Source organism: Dysosmobacter sp. Phy (assembly GCF_054476235.1).
The window spans coordinates 2,210,337-2,232,232 of record NZ_CM136997.1 but is presented as its reverse complement, the minus strand read 5'-3'; the positions used below and the strand labels follow the sequence as shown (position 1 = coordinate 2,232,232).

The 21,896-nt window shown below is 63.9% G+C and carries 23 protein-coding genes and 1 riboswitch; of the genes, 9 read left to right on the top strand and 14 right to left on the bottom strand.

Features of this window, described 5'->3' with window-relative positions; all coding sequences use genetic code 11:
• Positions 1-56: 56 nt before the first annotated feature.
• Entirely contained in the window at positions 57-230 is a 174-nt protein-coding gene (locus tag ACVDHE_RS10990) for a hypothetical protein (protein ID WP_458884593.1), read from the bottom strand.
• A 212-nt stretch (positions 231-442) separates the two neighbouring features.
• Between ACVDHE_RS10990 and murC the strand changes: the two genes are divergently transcribed.
• Both murC and ACVDHE_RS10980 read left to right on the top strand, forming a co-directional pair.
• Positions 443-1,831: a UDP-N-acetylmuramate--L-alanine ligase gene (gene murC / locus ACVDHE_RS10985; protein WP_458884592.1), complete on the top strand. Its 1,389-nt coding sequence runs from the start codon at positions 443-445 to the stop codon at positions 1,829-1,831.
• Positions 1,832-1,835: 4 nt separating this feature from the next.
• A complete protein-coding gene (locus tag ACVDHE_RS10980; protein ID WP_458884591.1) occupies positions 1,836-2,375 on the top strand; it encodes a prolyl-tRNA synthetase associated domain-containing protein in 540 nt (179 codons plus the stop codon).
• Between the two features lie 47 nt (positions 2,376-2,422).
• Here ACVDHE_RS10980 and ACVDHE_RS10975 read toward each other — a convergent pair whose 3' ends face one another.
• From ACVDHE_RS10975 to ACVDHE_RS10950, 6 genes are all read right to left on the bottom strand, one after another.
• A complete protein-coding gene (locus ACVDHE_RS10975; protein ID WP_458884590.1) occupies positions 2,423-2,983 on the bottom strand; it encodes a hypothetical protein in 561 nt (186 codons plus the stop codon).
• Positions 2,984-3,036: 53 nt separating this feature from the next.
• On the bottom strand, positions 3,037-3,423 hold the full coding sequence (locus ACVDHE_RS10970; protein ID WP_458884589.1) for a DUF2085 domain-containing protein: 387 nt from the start codon (positions 3,421-3,423) through the stop codon (positions 3,037-3,039).
• Positions 3,410-3,721: a zinc-ribbon domain-containing protein gene (locus tag ACVDHE_RS10965; protein WP_213038130.1), complete on the bottom strand. Its 312-nt coding sequence runs from the start codon at positions 3,719-3,721 to the stop codon at positions 3,410-3,412. The genes ACVDHE_RS10970 and ACVDHE_RS10965 overlap by 14 nt, the downstream gene beginning before the upstream one ends.
• Positions 3,722-3,860: 139 nt before the next feature.
• A complete protein-coding gene (gene gltA, locus ACVDHE_RS10960; protein ID WP_418724741.1) occupies positions 3,861-5,246 on the bottom strand; it encodes an NADPH-dependent glutamate synthase in 1,386 nt (461 codons plus the stop codon).
• 2 nt (positions 5,247-5,248) lie between these two features.
• Positions 5,249-6,091, bottom strand: coding sequence for a sulfide/dihydroorotate dehydrogenase-like FAD/NAD-binding protein (locus ACVDHE_RS10955; protein WP_213038128.1), 843 nt, complete (start codon positions 6,089-6,091; stop codon positions 5,249-5,251).
• 168 nt (positions 6,092-6,259) lie between these two features.
• Entirely contained in the window at positions 6,260-6,922 is a 663-nt protein-coding gene (locus tag ACVDHE_RS10950) for a Crp/Fnr family transcriptional regulator (RefSeq protein WP_458884588.1), read from the bottom strand.
• Between the two features lie 192 nt (positions 6,923-7,114).
• On the opposite strand from ACVDHE_RS10950, the gene ACVDHE_RS10945 reads away from it, so the two are divergent.
• Positions 7,115-7,561: a CBS domain-containing protein gene (locus ACVDHE_RS10945; protein ID WP_213038126.1), complete on the top strand. Its 447-nt coding sequence runs from the start codon at positions 7,115-7,117 to the stop codon at positions 7,559-7,561.
• A 62-nt stretch (positions 7,562-7,623) separates the two neighbouring features.
• Here ACVDHE_RS10945 and ACVDHE_RS10940 read toward each other — a convergent pair whose 3' ends face one another.
• The gene (locus tag ACVDHE_RS10940) at positions 7,624-8,223 is read right to left on the bottom strand and encodes a 4'-phosphopantetheinyl transferase family protein (protein WP_458884587.1); all 600 of its coding nucleotides are present in this window, start codon (positions 8,221-8,223) and stop codon (positions 7,624-7,626) included.
• A 240-nt stretch (positions 8,224-8,463) separates the two neighbouring features.
• On the opposite strand from ACVDHE_RS10940, the gene dnaG reads away from it, so the two are divergent.
• Together dnaG and rpoD are read left to right on the top strand one after the other, a co-directional pair.
• On the top strand, positions 8,464-10,251 hold the full coding sequence (dnaG, locus tag ACVDHE_RS10935; RefSeq protein WP_458884586.1) for a DNA primase: 1,788 nt from the start codon (positions 8,464-8,466) through the stop codon (positions 10,249-10,251).
• Between the two features lie 250 nt (positions 10,252-10,501).
• A complete protein-coding gene (gene rpoD / locus ACVDHE_RS10930; protein ID WP_458886175.1) occupies positions 10,502-11,707 on the top strand; it encodes an RNA polymerase sigma factor RpoD in 1,206 nt (401 codons plus the stop codon).
• A gap of 262 nt (positions 11,708-11,969) precedes the next feature.
• On the opposite strand, the gene mgtE is transcribed toward rpoD, so the two are convergent.
• A complete protein-coding gene (mgtE, locus tag ACVDHE_RS10925) occupies positions 11,970-12,977 on the bottom strand; it encodes a magnesium transporter (protein WP_418724737.1) in 1,008 nt (335 codons plus the stop codon).
• Positions 12,978-13,209: 232 nt separating this feature from the next.
• Positions 13,210-13,368: riboswitch (M-box (ykoK) riboswitch) on the bottom strand.
• Positions 13,369-13,535: 167 nt separating this feature from the next.
• Between mgtE and ACVDHE_RS10920 the strand changes: the two genes are divergently transcribed.
• On the top strand, positions 13,536-13,895 hold the full coding sequence (locus tag ACVDHE_RS10920; protein WP_213038122.1) for a hypothetical protein: 360 nt from the start codon (positions 13,536-13,538) through the stop codon (positions 13,893-13,895).
• Positions 13,896-13,913: 18 nt separating this feature from the next.
• On the opposite strand, the gene recQ is transcribed toward ACVDHE_RS10920, so the two are convergent.
• Positions 13,914-15,737: a DNA helicase RecQ gene (recQ, locus tag ACVDHE_RS10915; RefSeq protein WP_458884585.1), complete on the bottom strand. Its 1,824-nt coding sequence runs from the start codon at positions 15,735-15,737 to the stop codon at positions 13,914-13,916.
• Between the two features lie 129 nt (positions 15,738-15,866).
• Between recQ and ACVDHE_RS10910 the strand changes: the two genes are divergently transcribed.
• Genes ACVDHE_RS10910 through ACVDHE_RS10900 form a run of 3 tightly spaced genes read left to right on the top strand, consistent with a single transcriptional unit; the run spans position 15,867 to position 18,362 of the window.
• Complete coding sequence (locus tag ACVDHE_RS10910; protein WP_213038120.1) at positions 15,867-16,142, top strand: AbrB/MazE/SpoVT family DNA-binding domain-containing protein; 276 nt, start codon at positions 15,867-15,869, stop codon at positions 16,140-16,142.
• The gene (locus ACVDHE_RS10905; protein WP_458884584.1) at positions 16,132-17,418 is read left to right on the top strand and encodes a methionine gamma-lyase family protein; all 1,287 of its coding nucleotides are present in this window, start codon (positions 16,132-16,134) and stop codon (positions 17,416-17,418) included. Before ACVDHE_RS10910 ends, ACVDHE_RS10905 begins: the two co-directional genes overlap by 11 nt.
• A 35-nt stretch (positions 17,419-17,453) precedes the next feature.
• A complete protein-coding gene (locus ACVDHE_RS10900) occupies positions 17,454-18,362 on the top strand; it encodes an EamA family transporter (RefSeq protein ID WP_213038118.1) in 909 nt (302 codons plus the stop codon).
• A gap of 91 nt (positions 18,363-18,453) precedes the next feature.
• On the opposite strand, the gene ACVDHE_RS10895 is transcribed toward ACVDHE_RS10900, so the two are convergent.
• The 4 genes from ACVDHE_RS10895 to ACVDHE_RS10880 form a co-directional block, all read right to left on the bottom strand.
• On the bottom strand, positions 18,454-19,308 hold the full coding sequence (locus ACVDHE_RS10895; RefSeq protein WP_458884583.1) for a DUF3298 domain-containing protein: 855 nt from the start codon (positions 19,306-19,308) through the stop codon (positions 18,454-18,456).
• On the bottom strand, positions 19,305-19,802 hold the full coding sequence (locus ACVDHE_RS10890; RefSeq protein ID WP_213038116.1) for an RNA polymerase sigma factor: 498 nt from the start codon (positions 19,800-19,802) through the stop codon (positions 19,305-19,307). Before ACVDHE_RS10890 ends, ACVDHE_RS10895 begins: the two co-directional genes overlap by 4 nt.
• Before the next feature lie 118 nt (positions 19,803-19,920).
• Complete coding sequence (locus tag ACVDHE_RS10885) at positions 19,921-21,153, bottom strand: ABC transporter permease (RefSeq protein WP_325226386.1); 1,233 nt, start codon at positions 21,151-21,153, stop codon at positions 19,921-19,923.
• A complete protein-coding gene (locus ACVDHE_RS10880; RefSeq protein ID WP_213038114.1) occupies positions 21,150-21,896 on the bottom strand; it encodes an ABC transporter ATP-binding protein in 747 nt (248 codons plus the stop codon). The genes ACVDHE_RS10885 and ACVDHE_RS10880 overlap by 4 nt, the downstream gene beginning before the upstream one ends.

The window sequence follows — 21,896 nt, the reverse complement described above, 5'->3', positions numbered from 1 at the left end:
CAGGCTTTGATGGGCGCCGGAGTGCCCGCCGCTCCTCCGCGAAAGCAGGGTCCTCTTCAGAACCAGTTAAAGGGGTTCAATATCTCCAGGTAAAACGTGTAAAATGTGCGTTTAAAGTTCTCTTTCCGCTGTTTCCTGTCAGAAAACAGCGCGCGGATAAAAGCAATGGTCAGCGACGCGAAAAGGTATACAGCCACCGCCAGCAAAACCACGACCACAGCTTCCGCCATCTGACCGCCTCCCTATCCGCCAGGCCGGCATCTGCGCCAACCGTACCCAGCCCTTTTTGCGGGTTGCATTTCCGCAGTCTCCGTACTATAATAATGTGTTCGGACCGGGCACTGCATTTTTTGCCCCTACGGCCCGGTTTTCTTCGATTATACAATGATTTTTTCATGTTTGCAACGCGCCCGGCGCGCCGCGGACAGTAAGGAGTTTTTCCATGATGAACAATGCGCATCCCATCCGGGACTACATCGTCCCCGGTAAGCGGGCCCATCTGGTTGGCATCGGCGGCGTCTCCATGTGCCCCCTGGCGGAGGTGCTCAAGGGCATGGGCCTGGAGGTCCAGGGCTCCGACATGACCGAGAGCGACACGGTACAGCACCTGCGGTCCCTGGGCATCCCCGTGTCCATCGGCCACAGCGCCGAGAACCTGGGGGACTGCGACTTCGTGGTCCGCACCGCCGCCGTCCACGACGGCAACCCCGAGATCGCCGGGGCCATCGCCCGGAAGATCCCCGTCTACGAGCGGGCCCAGGCCTGGGGCGCCATCATGCGCCGCTACCCCAACGCGCTGTGCGTGGCGGGCACCCACGGCAAGACCACCACCTCCTCCATGTGCACCCACATCTTCATGGCTGCGGAGCAGGACCCCACCGTCATGATCGGCGGCACGCTGCCGCTGCTGGGGGCCGGGTACCGGGTGGGCCAGGGGGACACCATCATCCTGGAGTCCTGCGAGTACTGCAACAGCTTCCTGAGCTTCTACCCCACCGTGGCCGTGATCTTGAACGTGGAGGAGGACCACCTGGACTTCTTCAAGGACCTTCAGGACATCCAGCACTCCTTCCGCTCCTTCGCGGAGCTGGTGCCCGCCGCCGGAGCCGTGGTGGTCAACGCTGACAACGCCTCCGCCATGGAGTCCGTGGCGGGCCTGGACCGCCGCCTGCTGACCTTCGGCCTGGACCATCCGGCGGACTGCACCGCCGTGAACCTCCGGGAGGAGGACGGCTTCCCGGCCTTCGACATCGTGATCCGCGGCAAGACTTACGCCCACGCCGCCCTGCGGGTCCACGGGCACCACAACGTCCTCAACGCCCTGGCCGCGGCGGCCTCCGCGTATGTGCTGGGCCTGCCCGGCAGCGCCGTGGAGGCGGGTCTGGCCGCCTTCACCGGCGCCGGACGGCGGTTCGAGTTCAAGGGCACCTGGAACGGAGCCGACATTTACGACGACTACGCCCACCACCCTGACGAGCTCCACGCCCTGCTGTCCACCTGCCGGGAGCTGTCCCAGTACAAGCGGCTGGTGGTGGCCTTCCAGCCCCACACCTACTCCCGCACCGCCAAGCTCTTCGACCGGTTCGTGGAGGAGCTGAAGCTGGCGGACGTAGCCATCGTGGCGGAGATCTTTGCCGCCCGGGAGCAGAACACCCTGGGCATCTCCTCCGCCGACCTGTGCCGGGAAATTCCCGGCTCCGTGTACTGCTCCACCCTGGACAAGACGGCGGCGGAGCTGCGGAAAGTGGTCCGGCCCGGGGACCTGGTGCTGACCGTGGGCGCCGGGGACATCTATCGGGCCGGGGAAAAGCTGCTGGAAGGAGACAAATAAAGACATGGAGATCTCACAGCTGTACCACAACACCCGGCCCGAGGGGGAGCTGCTGCCCCAGGAGGCCGCCGCCTTCGACGCTCTGGAGCGCCTTGGCATCGACTACGACCGGGTCTCCAGCGAGCCCGCCGACAACATGGAAAAGTGCGCCGCCGTCAGCGAGGTTCTGGGTATGCCCATCTGCAAGAATCTCTTCCTCTGCAACCGGCAGAAAACCCAGTTCTATCTTCTGGCTATGGGTCCCGACAAGCCCTTTCACACCAAGGACCTCAGCCACCAGATCGGCTCCGCCCGGCTCTCCTTCGCCCCGGAGGAGGAGCTGTGGGAGCTGCTGCACTGCACCCCCGGCTCTGCCACGGTGCTGGGCCTCATGAACGACACGGACCACCGGGTGCGCCTCCTGATGGAGCGGGAGGTCTACGAGGCGGAGTGGTTTTCCTGCCACCCCTGCATCTGCACCAGCAGTCTGAAGCTGAAAACGTCCGACGTGCTCCACAAGTTCCTGCCCGCCACCGGCCACGATGTAACGGTGGTGAACCTGTAAGCGCAAAGCGTCCCCCGGCGGAAAGTCCGCCGGGGGACGTCTGTTTATCAGGAAACGGTCGCAAAATCCTCCTGGGAGATCTCCACGGGCAATTCCTCGGGAAACCGCTCCGCCAGTTCCGGCGGCAGATGCACCCGGATCCGCTCCATGGTCCGTTCCTCCTGCTCCAGGTCCGGGATGCCCACGTCCACCCGGTTCTCCGCCACATTCACGCCCACGCTGGCAAAGACGATCTCCGGCGTGTCCACGATGGCGTCCTGGAGGGCCCGCAGGTCGTTACAGCCGTAGTCCACTTTCCGGAACCGCAGGATCTCCGGATCGCCCGACAGGGCCAGGTACTTCTCCTGCATCTGCTCCGAGCCGTCCGTCAGGCAGACCCAGAGATAATTGTCCTCCAGGTAGGCGTCCCCGAACTCCGCCGGGTACGTCCCGCCGCCGAAAGACTCTATGATCCGTTCATAAGCCACAATGGCCCGGTCCTGGCCCGCGGGGGACTCCGCAGCTTCCTCCGACACCGTCCGCGCTTCCTCCGGCCCCTGCTCCGCAGGGGCGGCGCAGGCAGCCGTCAGCAACAGCAGCGCGGCCAGCGCCCACAGTCCCCGTCTCACAAAAACGCCTCCCTTTCAAATGGATCGGCGCATTTTCTGTGAAAAGGTTCCCGCTACCTTCCCAGCAGGCGCAGCCCGAAGGCAAAGCCCCACCGGTAGGTCCAGCCCAGGGAGAGAAGCAGCAGCACCGTCAGCCCGTAGCCGAAGAGGAGCCCCGTCACCAGCCGCCGGTAATTGCCGCTCTCATAGGGCGTGCACAGCTGGGCAAAGCCGTCCGCCAGCATGGGGATCAGCAGCACAGCGGCCACCGCAGCCGTGGGGTGGCCGAGCCAATAAGTGGCGGCCGCCGTCAAGATACCTCCCAGCTCCCCGGTGCACCGGGCACAGATGGGAAAGGGCGTGCCGTCCCGGAAATGAAAAGAGCGGTCCGGCCGGCAGTGGCAGCCGAAGATGACCGGCAGCCACCGCCACAGCCAGCGCCGCAGCTTAATAAGAGGCATACAACAAGGCCGAGCCGACACCCGCCACAGCCGCCACCACGTACAGCAGCACATAGGCGATCACGCACACCAGGGCGCCGATGCCCGCCGCCTTGGCGGTGCGGGGCTTGGTGTCCTTCCACACCAGGAACAAAATCAGGCCCACGATGGGGATGCAGCAGCCCAGAAGTCCCCACAGAAAACCGCCGTTGTCCACCACGGGCGGCGTATCCGGGGCACTGTTCTGGGCGGCGCCGCACTCGGGGCAAACCGACGCATAATCGCTGATCTGCGCACCGCATTTTCTGCAATAAGCCATGATCCTTCTCCTTCCAACACAAAATAGGATAATTCGATGATAAGGCACCCCCTCGTCCCTGTCAAGGCGGATCGGCCAAATTTTACAGGAATGAAAAGAAAGCAGACGGCTGTGCCGTCTGCTTTCTCTGTCCAGTTGCTTATTTGGCGCTGAGCTGCTCGTCGATGGCCTTGGCGGCGGTCTTGCCGGCGCCCATGGCCAGGATGACGGTGGCAGCGCCGGTGACGGCGTCGCCGCCGGCGTAGACGCTGTCTCTGGAGGTCAGGCCGTCCTCGTTGACCACGATGCCGCCCTTCTTGTTGATCTCCAGGCCCTTGGTGGTGGACTTGATCAGGGGGTTGGGGCTGGTGCCCAGAGCCATGATCACGCAGTCCACGTCGATGTCGAACTCGCTGCCGGGGACCTCGATGGGACGGCGGCGGCCGGAGGCGTCGGGCTCACCCAGCTCCATCCGGATGCAGCGGATCTTGTTGACGTTGTCGTTCTCGTCGGCGAAGATCTCCACGGGGTTGTTGAGGGTCTTGAAGATGATGCCCTCTTCTTCAGCGTGCTCCACCTCTTCCTTACGGGCGGGGAGCTCCTCCATGCCGCGGCGGTAGACGATGTAGACCTCGGCGCCCAGGCGCTTGGCGCAGCGAGCGGCGTCCATGGCCACGTTGCCGCCGCCCACAACGGCCACCCGCTTGGGGTGGATGATGGGGGTGTCGGAGTCGGGCAGATAGGCCTTCATCAGGTTGATACGGGTCAGGAACTCGTTGGCGGAGTAGACGCCGCGGTAGTTCACACCGGGGATGTTCATGAACATGGGCAGGCCTGCGCCGGAGCCGATGAACACAGCCTCGAAGCCCTGCTCCTCCATCAGCTCGTCGATGGTGATGGTGCGGCCCACCACGGTGTCGGTGGCGATGGTGACGCCCATGGCCTTCAGGCCGTCCACTTCCTTCTGAACGATGGACTTGGGCAGACGGAACTCGGGGATACCGTAGACCAGCACGCCGCCAGCCAGGTGCAGGGCCTCGAACACCGTGACCTCGTAGCCCTTGCGGGCCAGGTCGCCGGCGCAGGTCAGGCCCGCAGGGCCGGAGCCCACCACAGCCACGCGGTGGCCGTTGGAGGCGGGCTTTTCGGGGGCGGCGGTGGCGTGGGCATTGTGCCAGTCGGCCACGAACCGCTCCAGACGGCCGATGGCCACGGGCTCGCCCTTCTTGCCCCGGACGCAGTACTTCTCGCACTGGCTCTCCTGGGGGCAGACGCGGCCGCACACGGCGGGCAGGGCAGAGGTGGCGGAGATGATCTGATAGGCCTCCTCAAAGTTGCCCTTGGCCACCTCGGCGATGAATTCGGGGATATGTACCATGACCGGGCAGCCGGTCATGCAGGGCTTGTTCTTGCAGTGCAGGCAGCGCTGGGCCTCGTCCAGAGCCTGCTCCTCGGTATAACCCAGAGCCACCTCGCTGAAGTTCTTGTTGCGGACCTCGGGGTCCTGAGAGGGCATGGGGTTCTTCGTCAAAGACATATTGGCCATGGTTATTCGGCCTCCTTCTTGAACAGGTTGCAGGTCTCCTCGTACTTGTGGGCCTCAAACTCCCGGTACATCTGGTTGCGCTTGACCGCCAGATCCCAGTCCACCTTGTGGCCGTCGAAGTCGGGGCCGTCCACGCAGGCGAACTTCATCTCGCCGCCCACGCTCAGGCGGCAGCCGCCGCACATGCCGGTGCCGTCGATCATGATGGGACTCATGGAGACGGTGGTGGGGATGCCGTAGGGCTCGGTGGTCTTGGAGACGAACTTCATCATGACCATGGGGCCGATGGCGAACACCTCGTCATACTGGTTGCCGGCATCGATCAGCTCCTTCAGGGCGTCGGTGACCAGGCCCTTCTGGCCGTAGGAACCGTCGTCGGTGCAGATCTTCAGCACGCTGCTGGCGGCACGGAACTGATCCTCCAGGATCACCAGGTCCTTGTTCTTGAAGCCGATGACCGCGTGGACCTCGGCGCCGGAGTCGTGGAACTTCTTCAGCACAGGGTACGCGATGGCGCAGCCGACGCCGCCGCCCACCACGCAGACCTTCTTCTTGCCCTCGGTCTCGGTGGCCTTGCCCAGGGGACCCACGAAGTCCTGGAGGAAGTCGCCCTCCTTCATGTGGCTGAGCTTCTCGGTGGTGGCACCCACGGTCTGGACGATGATGGTGACGGTGCCCTTCTCAGGGTCATAGGCGTTGATCGTAATGGGGATACGCTCTCCGTTCTCGTCCACCCGCAGGATGATGAACTGACCGGGCTGGGCCTTCTTGGCCACCAGCGGCGCCTCGATCTCATAGAGGGTGACGGTGGGGCGGAGAGCCTCTTTTCTTACGATGCGATACATATCCTTCCTTCTTTCCCGAATCCTCGAATTTTTCCGCATCTGCCGCCGCTTGTCCAGCGGCACATTGTTTACATTTTAACATATACAGGATACGCAGTCAATGCGTTTTCCAGAGATTTTCCGGGAAATCCCCCGGGCTTTTTGGTACTTTTGCAAAGGATCTCTCCGTCATACCAGCAGCGTGAAGCGCCGTCCGTCGGAGCGGAGCAGGCCCTCCTCCCGCAGCCGCTTGAGCTCCCGCATCATGGCGCTGCGGTCCGTGGCGATGTAGTCGGCCAGGGTGCTGAGGGAAAAGGGCAGCGTGAAGGTGTCTCCGCCGGCCTTTTCCGACAGCTGGCGGAAGTAGCACAGCAGCTTTTCCCGGATGGACCGGCGGGAGAGCACGTCCACCCGCTCGCTGAGGCTCTGGGCCTTCTCGGAGATCAGCCGCAGCATGTTCTGCACCAGCATGCTGTGGTGGGCGCAGGCGTTCTCGCACCGCCTGAGGATGTGGGGATAGTCGATGTAGGCCACATCGCAGGGCGTCCGGGCCACCACCTCCAGGCTGTCCCGCCGGGAGCCGGAAAACGCCAGGCTCCGGCCAAACACGCCGCCGGGCCCCAGCTCCTCCAGCACGGTGGTGACGCCCTCCTCGTCGATGCGGATCAGCGCGGCCGTGCCCCGCTCCAGAATGCCCACAGAGTTGCTGCGGGGATCGGTGAAATCGTAGAGCACCTCGTCGGGCCGGTAGCTTTTCTGCACCGCCTGGAAACAGGTCAGCATCTGCAGATAGCTCTCATAGGTGATGTCCTGAAACAGCGGGTTCTTCTCCAGCTCCTGCCGGGTCAGCACAGTGACCGCCTCCTTGTTGTTGCATATATCACGCCCTCATGATACCAGTCCCTTCCGCAAATGTAAAGCCTCACTTCCGGCAGATTTCATAGATTATTCACCAATTCCCCGCCGGGTCCTGTATACTATATAATAGAAAGGCCGGAGGGGCCCATTACGGGCGGCGCGCCGCCCCAGAAAGGAAGCAGCGAAGTGAACATTGCCTATTTTCTGCTCCCCAAAAGCACCGTCGCTTACCTGTACGATGACTACACCTTCCGCCAGGGCCTGGAGAAGATGCGCTACCACGGCTATACCGCCATTCCCGTCATCACCCGGGAGGGGCAGTACGCAGGCACCGTCAGCGAGGGGGATTTCCTCTGGCGGCTGCTCTCTCAGGAGGACACCCGCCGCCCCCTCTCCATGAAGGAGCTGGAGGACCTGCGGATCCGGGATATTCTGAACCGTGACGCGTATCCCCCCGTCCGCATCACCGTCACCATGGAGGAGCTGGTCAACAGCGCCATGCAGCAGAACTTCATCCCGGTGGTGGACGATCTGGGCAATTTCACCGGCATCGTGACCCGAAAGGACATCATCCGTTACTTCTCGGAACAGAAGGACGCGGCTCAGCCCCGTCTCCTTCGCAAGATCGTGTAGACCCAAGCGGCAACGGAACAGGCGGCAGGGCGAATGCCCCGCCGCCTGTTATTTCTTTCCGCTCAGGTGATCTCGTCCAGGGTATAGCGCCGCAGGGGTGACGGCGGCCCTCCGCCCCGGGTGGACACTCCCGCCGCATAGCCGGGAAAGGTATCCAGCTCGTAGAACTGCTCCCCCCGCTGGAGAGGCTCCTCCGCCGTCAGCATGGTTCCAACGCCGGCGCCGCTGCGCTTGGAGCGGGCCTCCCGCCGGACCCAGCTCTCGAAAAAGGCCCGCTCGGTCTGGACGTCCGCCAGGCGCCGCATGGTCCGGGGGCTCACCGGCCGGATACGCTCGATATCCACCCCTACGGGCCGGTCCGACAGGGCCACCAGCACCGCTCCGGCGGTGTGGCTGAGGTTGAAGTGGACATCCGGGTGATCCGGAAAATAGGGCTTGCCCAGAGAGGTGGTCCGGATGGGCGGCAGGGTCCGCCAGCGGTACTGCTCCCACAGGGCCCGGCACAGGATCAGGTAGGCGCACAGGGGCTCCCGCCGCTTTTCCGGCTGCCGCAGCCGCTCCAGCCGCTCCCGCCGCTCCGGCGGCAGCAGGGCCAGCATGGCCGCATCCTCCTCTGCCGTCAGGTGCCGCTCCAACCGGGCGGCCCAAAGCTCGATGGGCATAATCCGCGCCTCCTCCCTGCCGGGCCAGTTTCCGCGCCCGGCGTTTTTTCTTCATTTTACGCATGCCCTCCCGGTATGTAAAGGCACACCGAAAAAACTTTTTGAAAAAAATTTGAGAAAAAAAGAGGAAATGCGGCAGCGGCGGGGTATATCTAAATTGTCTCGTTTCGAGCGCGCCGCGTTTCTCCCGGTATGGCCCGGGGGAAAACCGGCAAAACTGAGCGAAAGGAAGGACGGAAGATGGCGTTTCCCCAGGCTTTTCTGGACGAATTGCTCGCCCGCAGCGACATCGTGGACGTGGTGGGCAGCTATGTCCAGCTCCAGCGCAAGGGCGCCAATCTCTTCGGCCTTTGCCCCTTCCACAGTGAAAAGACCGGCTCCTTCTCCGTCTCGCCGGACAAGCAGATCTACTACTGCTTCGGCTGCAAGCGGGGCGGGGGCGTCATCAACTTCATCATGGAGGAGGAGAACCTGTCCTTCCCAGACGCCGTGCGGTTCCTGGCCAAGCGGGCCGGGCTGGAGGTGCCGGAGGAGGAAGGCGACCGGGAGGCCGGACGCCGCCGCCAGCGGCTGCTGGACCTCAACCGGGACGCCGCCCGCTTCTACTACCAGCTGCTCCAGCAGCCGGAGGGCGCGGCGGTGCGGGCGTACCTGGAGCGGCGGCAGATCAAAAAGTCCACCGCCGTGAAGTTCGGCATGGGCGCCTCCCCGGACAGCTGGGACACCCTGCTGACAGAGATGACCCGCCGGGGCTACTCCAAACGGGAACTGCTGGACGCGGGGCTGGTGGTCCAGAACAAGAACGGCCGCCTGTACGACAAGTTCCGAAACCGGCTGATGCTGCCGGTGGTGGACACCCGGGGCGACGTGGTGGCCTTTGGCAGCCGGGTGCTGGACAAGTCCGAACCCAAGTACATGAACTCGTCGGAGACGCCGGTCTATTCCAAGCGGCGGGTGCTGTACGGGCTGAACTTGGCAAAAAAGACCAAGCGGCCCAATATCATCCTCTGTGAGGGCAACCTGGACATCGTGACGCTGCACCAGGCGGGGTTCGACAACGCCGTGGCCTCCATGGGCACGGCGCTGACCGTGGAGCAGACCCGGCTCCTCTCCCGCTTCACCAAGGAGCTGGTCCTCTGTTACGACAACGACAACGCCGGCAAGATCGCCACGGAGCGGGCGCTCCAGATCCTGAACAACTCCGACTTCTCCGTGAAGGTCCTCCAGCTGCCAAAGCGCCTGGTGGACGGGGAGTATGTCAAGCAGGACGCCGACGACTTCATCAAGTTCCAGGGCCCCGACGCCTTTGAGCGGCTGCTCAGCGGCAGCGAGAACGGCATCGAGTTCCGCATGGCCCAGGTGGCCGCCAAGCACGACCTGACCAACGACGAGGGCCGGGTGGCCTACTGCGAGGAGATCAGCCGCCTGCTGTCCACCCTGGAAAACGCCGTGGAGCGGGAGATCTACACCGGCCGGGCGGCGGAGGCCGCCAAGATCACCCCGGAGGCCATGAAGCTGGAGGTCCAGCGTGCCTTCCGCCTACGGACCCGGCAGGAAAAGCGGGCGGAGCTGCGGCGGGAACTGAACCCGGCGGCCTCGCTCCAGCCCCGGGAGCGGACCCTGCGCTACGACAACGTCCGCTCCGCCCGGGCCGAGGAGGGCGTGCTGCGGCTTCTGGTCAAGGACGCCACCGTCTTTCCGGACGCGCCGCCCCTGACGGAGGAGCAGTTCTCCTCCCCCCTGCTGGGCAGGGCGTTCACGCAGCTCTGGAACCAGCGCCGGGTGGGACGGGATCCCTCGATCCCCCTGCTGGCGGAGTTCTTCTCTCAGGAGGAAATCAGTCACCTCATCGACGTGACGGAGCGGCCGGAGTCCCTATCCAACGCCGCGCAGGCACTGGCGGACTACATACGCATCATTCAGTCGGAGTGGCGCAAGCGCTCCGGCGGAGACGACGTGGACCCCCTTCTGGCGGCCACGGAAAAATACAAAGACAAAAAGGGTAATGGAGGAAAGCAGCATGGCTAAGAAACAGGAATTCACCCCCGAGGAGCTGGAGCAGCAGGCGGACGCTCTGCTGGCCGCCGCCGAGGAGGCCGCGGAGAGTTCAAAAGCGGACGGGGGGCCGGCTGCCAAGTCCGGGAAAAAGTCCGCCAAGAAAAAGGCCGCCGAGGAGCCGGAGGCTCCCCGCCTGCTGACGGACGAGGAGGCCAAAAAGGCCGGCATCCTGCGGCTGGACGACAAGCAGGTGGCGGCGCTGCCCGCCGCCGGCTGGCTCATGGGCAACGAAAAGCTGCGGGAGCTGCTGGCCCGGAGCAAGAAGAAGGGTAAGCTGGAGTCCGCCGAGCTCATGGACGCCGTGGACGACCTGAACCTGGAAGGCGAGCAGATGGACCAGCTGTACGACTCCCTGGAGGCGCTGAACATCGACATCAGCGCCGACGAGCCGCTGCTGACGGACCTGCCCGACGACGAGCCCCCCGCCGAGGAGATCGCCGACGTGGAGGAAGAGGAGCTGGTGGACCCCAACACCCTGGTCAACAACTTCTCCATCGACGATCCCGTCCGCATGTACCTCAAGGAGATCGGTAAGGTGCCCCTGCTCTCCCCCGATGAGGAGATCGCCCTGGCCCAGGTCATGGGCGAGGGCAACGAGGCCGAGCGCCGCCTCCACGAGATCCGCCGTCTGAAGGACGCCGGGGAGCCGGTGCCTTACACCGACGAGGAGATCGCCGCCTGGAAGAAGGCGGAGAAGAAGGGCGAGGCCGCCAAGCAGAAGCTGGCCGAGGCCAACCTCCGTCTGGTGGTGTCCATCGCCAAGCGGTATGTAGGCCGGGGCATGCTGTTCCTGGACCTGATCCAGGAGGGCAACTTAGGACTCATCAAGGCCGTTGAAAAGTTCGACTACACCAAGGGCTACAAGTTCTCCACCTACGCCACCTGGTGGATCCGGCAGGCCATCACCCGGGCCATCGCCGACCAGGCCCGGACCATCCGCATCCCCGTCCACATGGTGGAGACCATCAACAAGGTCATCCGGGTCAGCCGCCAGCTGCTCCAGGAGCTGGGCCACGATCCCTCCCCCAACGAGATCAGCGCCGAGATGGGCATGCCGGTGGAGAAGGTCCGGGAGATCCTGAAGATCGCCCAGGAGCCCGTCTCCCTGGAGACCCCCATCGGCGAGGAGGAGGACAGCCACCTGGGCGACTTCATCCCCGACGAGGGCGCCAGCGAGCCCAGCGAGGCCGCCAGCTTCACGCTGCTCAAGGAGCAGCTGATGGACGTGCTGTCCACCCTGACCCCCCGGGAGGAGAAGGTCCTCAAGCTGCGCTTCGGCATCGAGGACGGCCGGACCCGCACCCTGGAGGAAGTGGGCAAGGAGTTCAACGTCACCCGGGAGCGCATCCGCCAGATCGAGGCCAAGGCCCTGCGCAAACTGCGCCACCCCAGCCGCAGCAAGAAGCTGAAGGACTTTTTGAACTAAACAGCTTTTCCGGACGCAGCTCCCTTGGGGCGCAGTTTTAGGGTCCCCGCGGGAGCCCAGCTCAGCGGGTCCCGCGGGGAGAGCCGGAGCGACGGAGCGAGAGCGCTTTTGCCGCCGGCAGAAGCGAGGGATGCGGAGTCCGCGACGGCGACGCGCCACCCCAGCCGCTCCAAGAAGCGGAAGGATTTCCTGAACTGAACACATGGCAAAAGCCCCGCTGCGGATTGCAGCGGGGCTTTTTTCGTATTCCCGGGACGCCCGTTTACAGCGCCAGCAGCCAGCTGGCCATCTGGAAGTAGATCAGCAGGGACAGCGCATCCACGATGGTGGTGATCAGGGGGCTGGCCATGACCGCCGGGTCGAAGCCCAGCCGCTTGGCCCCCAGGGGCAGCAGCCCGCCCACCAGGTCGGACAGCACCACCGTGGCGATCAGGGTCAGGCTGACGGTGGCTGCCACGCTGAAATTCACGCCGGAGAGCAGGATCAGGCGGAAGAAGTTCACCGCCGCCAAAGCCGCGGCGCACAGGCCGCTGACCCGGATCTCCCGCCACAGGACCCGGCCCCAGTCGGAAAAGTGGATCTCACCCAGGGACAGTCCCCGGATCACCATGACGGAGGACTGGCTGCCGCAGTTGCCGCCGGTGTCCATCAGCATGGGGATGAAGGCCGTCAGGACCACCTGGGCGGCCAGGGCATCCTCAAAGTGGGAGATGATGCCGCCGGTGACGGTGGCGGAGAGCATCAGCAGCATCAGCCACACCACCCGGCTGCGGAACAGGCGGAAAATGGAGCTTTCAAAATACGGCTCCTCCGAGGGGGTCATGGCGGCCATGACCTCCATGTCCTCCGTGGCCTCCGCCTGGAGCACCGTCATGGCATCCGCGGCGGTGACGACCCCCACCAGATGGTTGCCGGCATCCACCACCGGCAGCTCCGGCAGGTCGTACCGCTCCATCAGCTGGGCGGCCACCTCCCGGTCGTCCTCCGGCTGGAGGGTGGCGAAGGGGTGGGTCATCACCGTCTCCAACCGCACGCCGCCCCGGGTCAGCAGCAGCGTCCGCAGGCCCACCAGGCCCAGCAGGACGCCCTCCTCCGACACCACAAAGCAGCTGTTGAGCCCGGCGTCGGGCAGGCCCACCTGCCGGATCCGCTCAATGGCCTCGTTGACCCGGCACCGGGGAGAGAGCACCGGGGGATCGATCCACATGACGGCGGCCACGGCGTCCTCCGGAGCGTTCAGGTACAGCATATCATTCTTTCTCATCAGCATCGTTCGCACCTCCTGTTTGATCGGGGAGCCGAAGCTCCGTTCGTGACAGGGAGGCCGGACGCGCGCCTAGGCAGGACGGATGCCCGCGAGAGCTCCGTCAGCAGCACAGGGCTGCTTTTTCCAGACGCGTGTGTCTGGCCATCGACTGCCGGCATCCATTCCATTCACCTCACTTTTTTGAAAGAAATCCGCAAAAAACGCGCCCCCGAACGGTGGGGGCGCGCAAAAGAGCCATCGTCACCGTTCAAGCTTCAACTCCGCCGGGCGGTGAAATCGCGTTAGGTCATGCCTTGTTGTTCGACAAGCCCTGTTCAAACCAGCGCGGGATGTCTCCATCCCTTTGCGGCAGCGATCCGTATCCCTGCGGTAGCCTTACCTACCGGACACATATTTGCTTACAGTAACATTTTATCCCGGAACAGGGCCTCTGTCAACCCACAGATGTGCGCTTGGTCCCATCTCCTATCGCGAAAATCCGTTCTTGACATATCTAAAGTAGGTGCTATACTATCACAGTAGCACCTACTTTAGAAACAAACTCACAGGGAGGCGGTTTCCATGCGGCTCTATTCCAACTACACCCCCAACGAATTCAGCGATGTCTGTCAGATGGCCCAGGAACTGGGCTTTACGCCGTCGGCCTTTCAGCACTACTGCGTGATGCTCCAGGCCGGCCGGCAGAGCGGCGCCCCGCCTTTGGCCACGCTGGTCGCCACCATGCTGCAAAATCTGGACCGCAGGCAGCACGGCGAGACCTTCATCGTCTCCTCCCTGCTGCCGGATGAGTGGCCGTGCCTGTCCCGCAGCGAGAAAATGACCCTTGCCAAGCAGCTTGCCCGCCATGTCAAAACGCACCCGGACCGCTTCGCCCCCTACAAGGTGGCAAAGGGGAGCACCACCGTCTATCAGGTGCTGTAAACAGGCGGAGGGAGCGTCTCACGCTCCCTCCGTAAAGGCGGCGATCTCCGCCAGGAAGGCCCGGCCGTAGCGCCGGGCCTTTTCCTCGCCCACGCCGCCCACGTCCAGCAGCTCCTCCATGGAACCGGGGCGGGTCAGGGCCATCTCCCGCAGCGTCTTGTCGGAGAACACCACATAGGCCGGCACGCCCCGGATCCGGGCCGTTTTGGCCCGCAGGGCCCGCAGGCGGGCAAACAGCTCCGCCGCCTCGCCCTCCAGCTCCCCGGAGGAGGCCTGCCGCGCCGGGGCCGAGCGGTCGGAGCGGAAGGTCCGCATCCACAGCTCCCGCTGGTCTCCCAGGGCCTCCAGGCCCCGGTCCGTCAGCTCCAGCACCGGATAGGGGCCGGTGCTGACCGTGAGATATCCCTCGTCCAGCAAGAATTCCATCCGCTCCCGGACCTCTCCCTGGGTCAATCTCCCCAGGGCGCCATAGTCCGGCTCCCGGTCCATGTGATATTTGCGGACCTTCTCCGTGTCCGCGCCGCAGAGGGTCCCAGCGATGACGGCGGCGCCGAAGTGGCCGCCGGTGCGGTGGATGCAGCCCAGGATGATCCTGGCCTCCCGGCCCACCTCGATGTCCTGGTGGGACCGCAGGCAGTTGGCGCAGGTGCCGCACTCCTCCGGAGCCGTCTCCCCGAAATAGGAGAGGATGTACCGCCGCAGGCACCGGCGGGTGGCGCAGTAACCGGTCATGATCCGCAGCCGCTCCAGCTCCCGCCGCCGCAGCTGCTCCGCTGTCCCGGCGTCCAGTTCCTCCCGGGCCTCGCTGTTGTCGATCAGATACTCCTGGATCTGCACGTCCCGCCGGGAGAAGAGCAGGATGCAGCTGGCGGGGGCGCCGTCCCGGCCGGCCCGGCCCGCCTCCTGATAGTAGCTCTCCAGGTCCCGGGGCATGTTGTAGTGGATGACATACCGCACGTCGGACTTGTCGATGCCCATGCCGAAGGCGTTGGTGGCCACCATCACCGCCGCTCGGTCGTAGAGGAAGTCCTCCTGGTTCCGGCGGCGCTCCTCCATGTCCAGCCCCGCGTGGTAGCGGGTGGCGGCCACGCCCCGGCTCTGCAGCAGCTCGCAGGTCTCCTCCACCGCCCGGCGGGTGGCGCAGTAGACGATGCCTGCCTTGCCGGGGCGGCTCTTCACCAGCTCCAAGAGGGCCCGGTCCTTCCGCTCCGGCCGCTGGACCTCGAAGAAGAGGTTCTTCCGGTCAAAGCCGGTGACCGTTTCCGCCGGGGTCTGCAGCCGCAGCAGACGGCGGATGTCGTCGCGCACCCGGGGCGTGGCGGTGGCGGTGAAGGCCCCCACCGGCGGCCGGTGGGGCAGAGCGTCCACAAAGTCCGGGATCTTCAGATAGGACGGCCGGAAGTCCTGGCCCCACTGGGAGATGCAGTGGGCCTCGTCCACCGCCACCAGGGAGACCTCCGCCTGGCGGACGAACGCCAGGAACCCCTCGTTTTCCAGCCGCTCCGGCGCCACATAGATGATCTTGTACCGCCCCGCCCGGGCCCGCTCCAGGGCCAGCAGATACTGGCGGTAGGTCAGCGTGCTGTTGAGGTACGCCGCCGGGACGCCCATCTGCACCAGAGCCGTCACCTGGTCCGCCATCAGCGACACCAGGGGCGAGATCACCAGGGTGATCCCCGGCAGCAGCAGCGCCGGGATCTGGTAGCACACGGACTTCCCCGCTCCGGTGGGCATGATGGCCAGGGCGTCCCGGCCGGAGAACAGCGCATCCACAACGTGCTCCTGTCCCTCCCGGAAGGCGTCGTAGCCGTAATAGGTTTTCAGGGCCTCTTCCTTGGTCATGGTCTCGCCCCCATCCGCAAACTCAAAATCGTCCTTTATTCTAACAAATCCATCTCCGCCCAACAAGAGCGAAAGCACGCAAAGTTTTTCTTGCCAAGTTCTCCCGGTTGTGCTATGATTCACACTTGTATGAAAAATATGATTTTCGAAAGGGGTGGTTCCATGCCTGGCGGCAAGCACATGCTGGGGATGGGCAAAAACCGTGTCTTTGGCACCGCCAAGGTGGGCGACCGGGGACAGATCGTCATTCCCCAGGAGGCGCGGCGGTTTTTCGGCATTTCGCCGGGGGACACACTGCTGATCCTGGGCAATGAAAAAAGCGGCCTGGTGGTCACCAAGCCGGAGGTCCTCCACGATCTGGCGGACAAAATTCTGGGAGAGAAGGACGAGACTGATGGAACTTGAAAAGATGTATGAACAGCTGGGCATCAGCCGGGCTGTGTATGAATACGGCGAAGCGGTGCTGCGGGAGCTGCGGCAGCGGTTCGACGGCATCGACGCCGTGGCGGAGTACAACCAGGGCAAGGTCATCGCCGCCATGCAGAAAAACCGGGTCAACGCCACCCATTTCGCCGCCACCACCGGCTACGGCTACAACGACGACGGCCGGGACAATCTGGAGCGGGTCTACGCGGACGTGTTCCACACCGAGGCGGCCCTGGTGCGGCCCCAGATCACCTGCGGCACCCATGCGCTGACCGTGGCTCTTTCCGCCAACCTCCTGCCGGGAGACGAGCTGCTCTCCCCCGTGGGCGCCCCCTACGACACGCTGGAGGAGGTCATCGGCATCCGGGAGAGCAAGTGCTCCCTGAAGGAGTACGGCGTCACCTACGCCCAGGCGGACCTGAAGGCCGACGGCACCTTCGACTACGACGCCATCCGCCAAAAGATCAACGAGCGCACCAAGCTCATCACCATCCAGCGCTCCAAGGGCTACGCCACCCGCCCCTCCTTCTCCGTGGCTCAGATCGGGGAACTGATCGCCTTCTGCAAGAGCGTGAAGCCGGGCGTGAAGGTCATGGTGGACAACTGCTACGGCGAGTTCGTGGAGATGAACGAGCCCTCGGACCTGGGAGCCGACATGGTGGTGGGCAGCCTCATCAAGAATCCCGGCGGCGGCCTGGCCCCCATCGGCGGCTACATCTGCGGCACCAAGGAGTGCGTGGAGCGGTGCGCCTACCGGCTCTCCGCCCCGGGCCTTGGGCAGGAGGTGGGCGCCAACCTGGGGCTGATGCCCGCCCTCTACCAGGGATTGTTCCTGGCGCCCACAGTGGTGTCCGGCGCCCTCAAGGGCGCCATCTTCGCCGCCAACATCTATGAAAAGCTGGGCTATCCCTGTGTCCCCAATGCCACGGAGAGCCGCCACGATATCATTCAGGCGGTGACTCTGGGCAACGCCGAGGCCATGGTGGCCTTCTGCAAGGGCATTCAGGCAGCGGCGCCGGTGGACAGCTACGTGACCCCGGAGCCCTGGGCCATGCCCGGCTATGACTCCGACGTCATCATGGCGGCGGGCGCCTTTGTCCAGGGCAGCTCCATTGAACTCTCCGCCGACGGCCCCATCCGTCCCCCCTACGCCGTGTATTTCCAGGGCGGGCTCACCTGGTATCACGCGAAGCTCGGCATCCTCATGAGCCTGCAGAAGCTGGTGGAAGCGGGACTGACCCGCCTGCCGGAATAAATCAAAAATCTGTTTGTTTTGGGAGAATTTGAATTATGTGGTTTTGGCTTTCTATCATTGCCCTGCTGTGCTGGAGCGGCTCCGACCTGTTTTCCAAGATCGGCTGCCGGGACGCATCTGACAAGTACAGCCATTTGAAAATGGTCATGGCCGTGGGTGTGGTCATGGGCCTGCATGCCGCTTTCGAGATCTTTGTGGGCGGCACGGAGATCAGCCTCTCCATCCTGCTGACCTACCTGCCGGTGTCCCTGCTGTACATCGGCTCCATGACCCTGGGGTATCTGGGCCTGCGGTACATCGAGCTGTCCATCTCCTCCCCCATCTGCAACTCCTCCGGCGCCCTGGTGGCGGTGCTGACGCTGCTGTTCGTGGGCGGCGAGGACTACTCCCCCCTGGCGCTGTTCGCCGTGGCGCTGGTGTGCGTGGGCGCCATCGGCCTGGGCGTTGTGGACGCCTGCGAGGACGAGACTCTGCGGGCCCAGCGGCAGGAAGCCGGCAACTATAAGTACGCCAAGAGCTTTCTGGCCCTGGCCCTGCCGGTGGCCTACTGCCTGCTGGACGCCGCCGGCACCTTTGCCGATAACCGGGTGCTGGAGACCCTCAACGAGGACAGCGCCAACGTGGCCTATGAGCTGACCTTCCTGCTGGCAGGTATTTTGTGCTTCATGTATGTGGTCCTCATCAAGAAGGATAAGCTGATCCCGAAGATGGAGGCCCCCAAGTACACCGGCGCCATCTTCGAGACCGCCGGCCAGTTTGCCTACATCTATGCCATCGCGGACACCGAGCACCTGGCCATGTCCGCCCCCATCATCTCCGCCTACTGCGCCGCCTCCGTGCTGTGGAGCCGGCTGTTCCTGAAGGAGAAGCTGTCCTGGAAGCACTACGCCATGATCCTGCTGGTCGTCATCGGCATCGTGATTATGGGTGTGTTCGACATGTGAGCGGCCACCGTACCCAAAAGACAACACCAAGGCCCCGTCCCTGTTTGGACGGGGCCTTGGTGTTTTGAAGAGAGGATTTCTTTATTTCATTTTACTGCTCAACGGGGAACTCCAGGATCCCGGCTACGCCGGCGGCGATGGAGTACTCCGGGAACACCAGAACGGGGTCGCCGTTTTCGTTGATATAGAAGCTGGTGGTCTCATCCACCGTGGTGAAGCCGCCCTGCTCCGCCGGGAAGAAGTAGTCGAAGCCGTCCGCCTCGATCTGAGCGGCCATGCCGGCCTTCACGGCGTCATTGCAGATCTCCACCCAGTTTTCACCCAGCAGGTCCTCCAAAGTGATGTCCCGGTCATTCTCCAGATCCAGGTTGTAGCAGAACCGCTGCTGGTTGGCGGCGACCCAGCCCTCACCGAAGTCCACCACAAAGGACACAGTGGTATCGGTCTGGCTCTTGATCTCGTAGTCGACGATCACGTCCATCTTCCGGTCGCCCAACTGCTCCTCGGTGCCGCCGGTGGCGAAGAACGCCTCCTGATAATCCTCCCAGTCCTGCTGGGCCTTCTCCATGTGGGCATCCACGCGCTCCTGGATCTCGGCGTTGATCCGGTCGGCCACAGCGCTGTCGGCCTCCACCTCGGGAACAGAGACATCATAGTCGATGCTGTCCCGGACCGTATCATAGCTGCGGACCGTCAGTACCTGGAACAGTCCGCCCAGCACCGGCACATCGGACGCTGCCGCTGCGAAGGTGGGGGAGATGTTCAGCGCACCCACCAGCACCGCAAGGCATGCGGCGCAGGTACCCAGTGTGCGGACCAGCGGCCGGCGGGATGCGCGGCGATGGGCTTCCCGGCCCTGTCGGATGCCCGCCTGGACGCGATCGTTCAGCTCCTCGGGGATGGGCGTGGACTCATAGTTCTCTCTTGCCTTATCAAACTCTTTCATGCTTCATTTACTCCTTCCATTGATACCCGTAATTTCTTCAGGCCAGTGTACAGCCGTGTCTTGACCGTGCTGAGGTTGCAGCCGGTGACGGCACTGATCTCCTTGAGGGACAGATCCTCGTAAAACCGCAGCTTCACGATGGTGCTCACCTCCGGAGGCAGCGCCTCCACCCGTCTGGCAAGGTCCCCGTCCGCCGGCAGCGGATCTTCATAGCTGCCGGTGTCCAGCGCCTCCGGCGGCACCAGAGTCACCAGTTTCCGCCTTCGCAGAGCATCCATGCACACATTGACCAAAATGCGGTAAAACCAGGTGCGCATGGCGTCTGCTTCCCGAAGGCTTTCCTGTCGTTCCAGTGCCCTGCAGACAGCGGTCTGTACCGCGTCCAGAGCCTCTTCCCTGTCTTGGAGATAGCTGTAAGCCAGACGATAGAACCGCGCCTGATTTTCCACAAGAAAGCCGGTCAGCTGTTGTTCCGATACTCGTGTCACGTTCATGGTCCTTTCTGTTTCGTTCTGCCTTACAGACGCGGCAAAGGGGCGAAAAGTTTTGGGGGGAAGGAAAAATTTTTGAAATGAGTGCCGCCCGTCCCGAAAGGGACGGGCGGCCGGTCGCTTATTCGTAGCGCAGGGCGTCGATGGGGTTGAGCTTTGCCGCCTTGTTGGCGGGCAAGTAACCGAACAGGATACCGATACCCACGGACACACCGAAGCTGATAGCAATGTCCCCGGCGCTGGGCGCGGCGGTAAAGGTGGCGCCGCCCATACCGGAGGTCATCAATCCGCCCACCAGAGCCGTGGCCACGGCGGCCAGAGCCACTCCAAAGAGAATCCCCAGCACGCCGCCCACGGCGGAGGTGGTGCCGGCCTCGATGACGAACTGGCTGCGGATATCCCTCTGTTTGGCGCCCAGGGACTTGCGGATGCCGATTTCCCGGGTCCGCTCCGTGACGGACACCAGCATGATGTTCATGATACCAATGCCGCCCACCAGCAGGGAAATGGCGGCAATGGCCACCAGCACGATCATCATGGTGTTCATCATGGTGTTCATGGCGTCCATCATCTCCGCGGAAGTCATGACCATATAGTAGTCCGTGGACTGGTAGGTCTTTTGCAGCCGGTTTTCAATGATGCCCTTGGCGGCCGCGGCCGTGTCCCGGCTGGTGCTGGTCATCAGGTACATATCCTGATAGGACCCTCCGCTGAGACGGCTGGCGTTCTCATAGGGGATATAGACCTTGTCGTCGCCGCTGCCCTCGGTGTTGTCGGCATTCTCCGAAAGCACACCCACCACCGTATAGGGGATCCCGCCGATGGACAGGCTCTTTCCCAGGGCGTCGCCCCGGAAGGCCTCCAGCTCCAGATAGGACCCGATCACGCAGACATTCTGATGCCGCTCCACGTCGATGTACCGCAGGAAGCGGCCCTTGGACAGGCTCTCGCCCTGCATGGTCTTTTGGGTATCGCTTTTGAAGAAGGATTCGCTGACGCCGTAGACGCTGGTGCGGTCAAAGCTCTCCGTGCCGCTGCGCACCTTGGCGCTGGCGGAGACATAGGGCGAGACGCCGGTGAGGTACTGGGGGTACTGCTCCACCAGATCGTACAGATCGTCGGCGTCCACATCCCGGGTGCCGCCCTCGCCCCGGGGCCACACCATCACCTGCACCAGGTTGGCGCCCAGGGTCTCGAACTGCTCGTTCATCATGTTGGTCATGCCGTTGCCCAGGGACAATATCACAATGACCGCGCCCACGCCGATGATGATGCCCAGCATGGTGAGGAAGGCCCGCATCTTGCTGGTGCGCAGGGAATTGAGAGCCAGCTTGAAGGACTGTGTGAAATTCATAGGCCCGCCTCCTCTGTCTCCTCGTCGTACTCATGGGGCTGGACCAGAGCCTGGGGGTCACCCGCATCCCCGTCATAGATGATCTTGCCGTCCTGGAGGCGAACGATCCGCCGGGCCTTGACGGCGATGGAGTTGTCGTGGGTGATGAGGACCACCGTGTCCCCCTCCCGGTTGAGCTGCTGCAAAAACCGCAGCACCTCCCGGCCGGTGCGGGAGTCCAGGGCGCCGGTGGGCTCGTCGGCCAGGATGACCGAGGGCTTGCCCGCCAGGGCCCGGGCGATGGACACCCGCTGCTGCTGGCCGCCGGAGAGCTGGCTGGGCAGGTTCTTCCGCTTGTCGGCCAGGCCCACCCGCTCCAGGGACTGCACCGCTCGGCGGTGACGCTCCTCTGCGCTGACGCCGGCATACAGCAGCGGCAGCTCCACGTTCTCCTGGACCGTGAGCTTGGGGATCAGGTTGTACTGCTGGAAGATGAAACCCAGCATCTTGTTGCGGACCTCCGCCTGCTGGTCGTCCTCCATAGTGGACACGTCGATGCCTCCCAGGTGATAGGTGCCGGAGGTGGGCACGTCCAGGCAACCGATGATGTTCATGGCCGTGGACTTGCCGGAGCCGGAGGAGCCCACGATGGCCACGAACTCCCCCGGATCCACCGTCAGGCTGACGCCGTCCAGGGCGTGGACCGTCTCCTCGCCCATCTGGTAGATCTTGTAGACGTCCTTCAGTTCAATGAGGTGCTCCAT

Excerpts from the sequence above, each read along its gene's own strand:
- ACVDHE_RS10920 (WP_213038122.1), top strand. The coding sequence starts at position 13,536 with ATGCGGCTCTATTCCAACTACACCCCCAACGAATTCAGCGATGTCTGT.
- ACVDHE_RS10890 (WP_213038116.1), bottom strand. The coding sequence starts at position 19,802 with ATGAACGTGACACGAGTATCGGAACAACAGCTGACCGGCTTTCTTGTG.
- rpoD (WP_458886175.1), top strand. The coding sequence starts at position 10,502 with ATGGGCAACGAAAAGCTGCGGGAGCTGCTGGCCCGGAGCAAGAAGAAG.
- ACVDHE_RS10940 (WP_458884587.1), bottom strand. The coding sequence starts at position 8,223 with ATGCCCATCGAGCTTTGGGCCGCCCGGTTGGAGCGGCACCTGACGGCA.
- ACVDHE_RS10885 (WP_325226386.1), bottom strand. The coding sequence starts at position 21,153 with ATGAATTTCACACAGTCCTTCAAGCTGGCTCTCAATTCCCTGCGCACC.
- ACVDHE_RS10955 (WP_213038128.1), bottom strand. The coding sequence starts at position 6,091 with ATGTATCGCATCGTAAGAAAAGAGGCTCTCCGCCCCACCGTCACCCTC.
- ACVDHE_RS10900 (WP_213038118.1), top strand. The coding sequence starts at position 17,454 with ATGTGGTTTTGGCTTTCTATCATTGCCCTGCTGTGCTGGAGCGGCTCC.
- ACVDHE_RS10910 (WP_213038120.1), top strand. The coding sequence starts at position 15,867 with ATGAAAAATATGATTTTCGAAAGGGGTGGTTCCATGCCTGGCGGCAAG.
- ACVDHE_RS10970 (WP_458884589.1), bottom strand. The coding sequence starts at position 3,423 with ATGCCTCTTATTAAGCTGCGGCGCTGGCTGTGGCGGTGGCTGCCGGTC.
- ACVDHE_RS10980 (WP_458884591.1), top strand. The coding sequence starts at position 1,836 with ATGGAGATCTCACAGCTGTACCACAACACCCGGCCCGAGGGGGAGCTG.
- ACVDHE_RS10880 (WP_213038114.1), bottom strand. The coding sequence starts at position 21,896 with ATGGAGCACCTCATTGAACTGAAGGACGTCTACAAGATCTACCAGATG.
- dnaG (WP_458884586.1), top strand. The coding sequence starts at position 8,464 with ATGGCGTTTCCCCAGGCTTTTCTGGACGAATTGCTCGCCCGCAGCGAC.
- ACVDHE_RS10905 (WP_458884584.1), top strand. The coding sequence starts at position 16,132 with ATGGAACTTGAAAAGATGTATGAACAGCTGGGCATCAGCCGGGCTGTG.
- ACVDHE_RS10965 (WP_213038130.1), bottom strand. The coding sequence starts at position 3,721 with ATGGCTTATTGCAGAAAATGCGGTGCGCAGATCAGCGATTATGCGTCG.
- mgtE (WP_418724737.1), bottom strand. The coding sequence starts at position 12,977 with ATGCTGATGAGAAAGAATGATATGCTGTACCTGAACGCTCCGGAGGAC.
- recQ (WP_458884585.1), bottom strand. The coding sequence starts at position 15,737 with ATGACCAAGGAAGAGGCCCTGAAAACCTATTACGGCTACGACGCCTTC.
- murC (WP_458884592.1), top strand. The coding sequence starts at position 443 with ATGATGAACAATGCGCATCCCATCCGGGACTACATCGTCCCCGGTAAG.
- ACVDHE_RS10990 (WP_458884593.1), bottom strand. The coding sequence starts at position 230 with ATGGCGGAAGCTGTGGTCGTGGTTTTGCTGGCGGTGGCTGTATACCTT.
- ACVDHE_RS10895 (WP_458884583.1), bottom strand. The coding sequence starts at position 19,308 with ATGAAAGAGTTTGATAAGGCAAGAGAGAACTATGAGTCCACGCCCATC.
- gltA (WP_418724741.1), bottom strand. The coding sequence starts at position 5,246 with ATGGCCAATATGTCTTTGACGAAGAACCCCATGCCCTCTCAGGACCCC.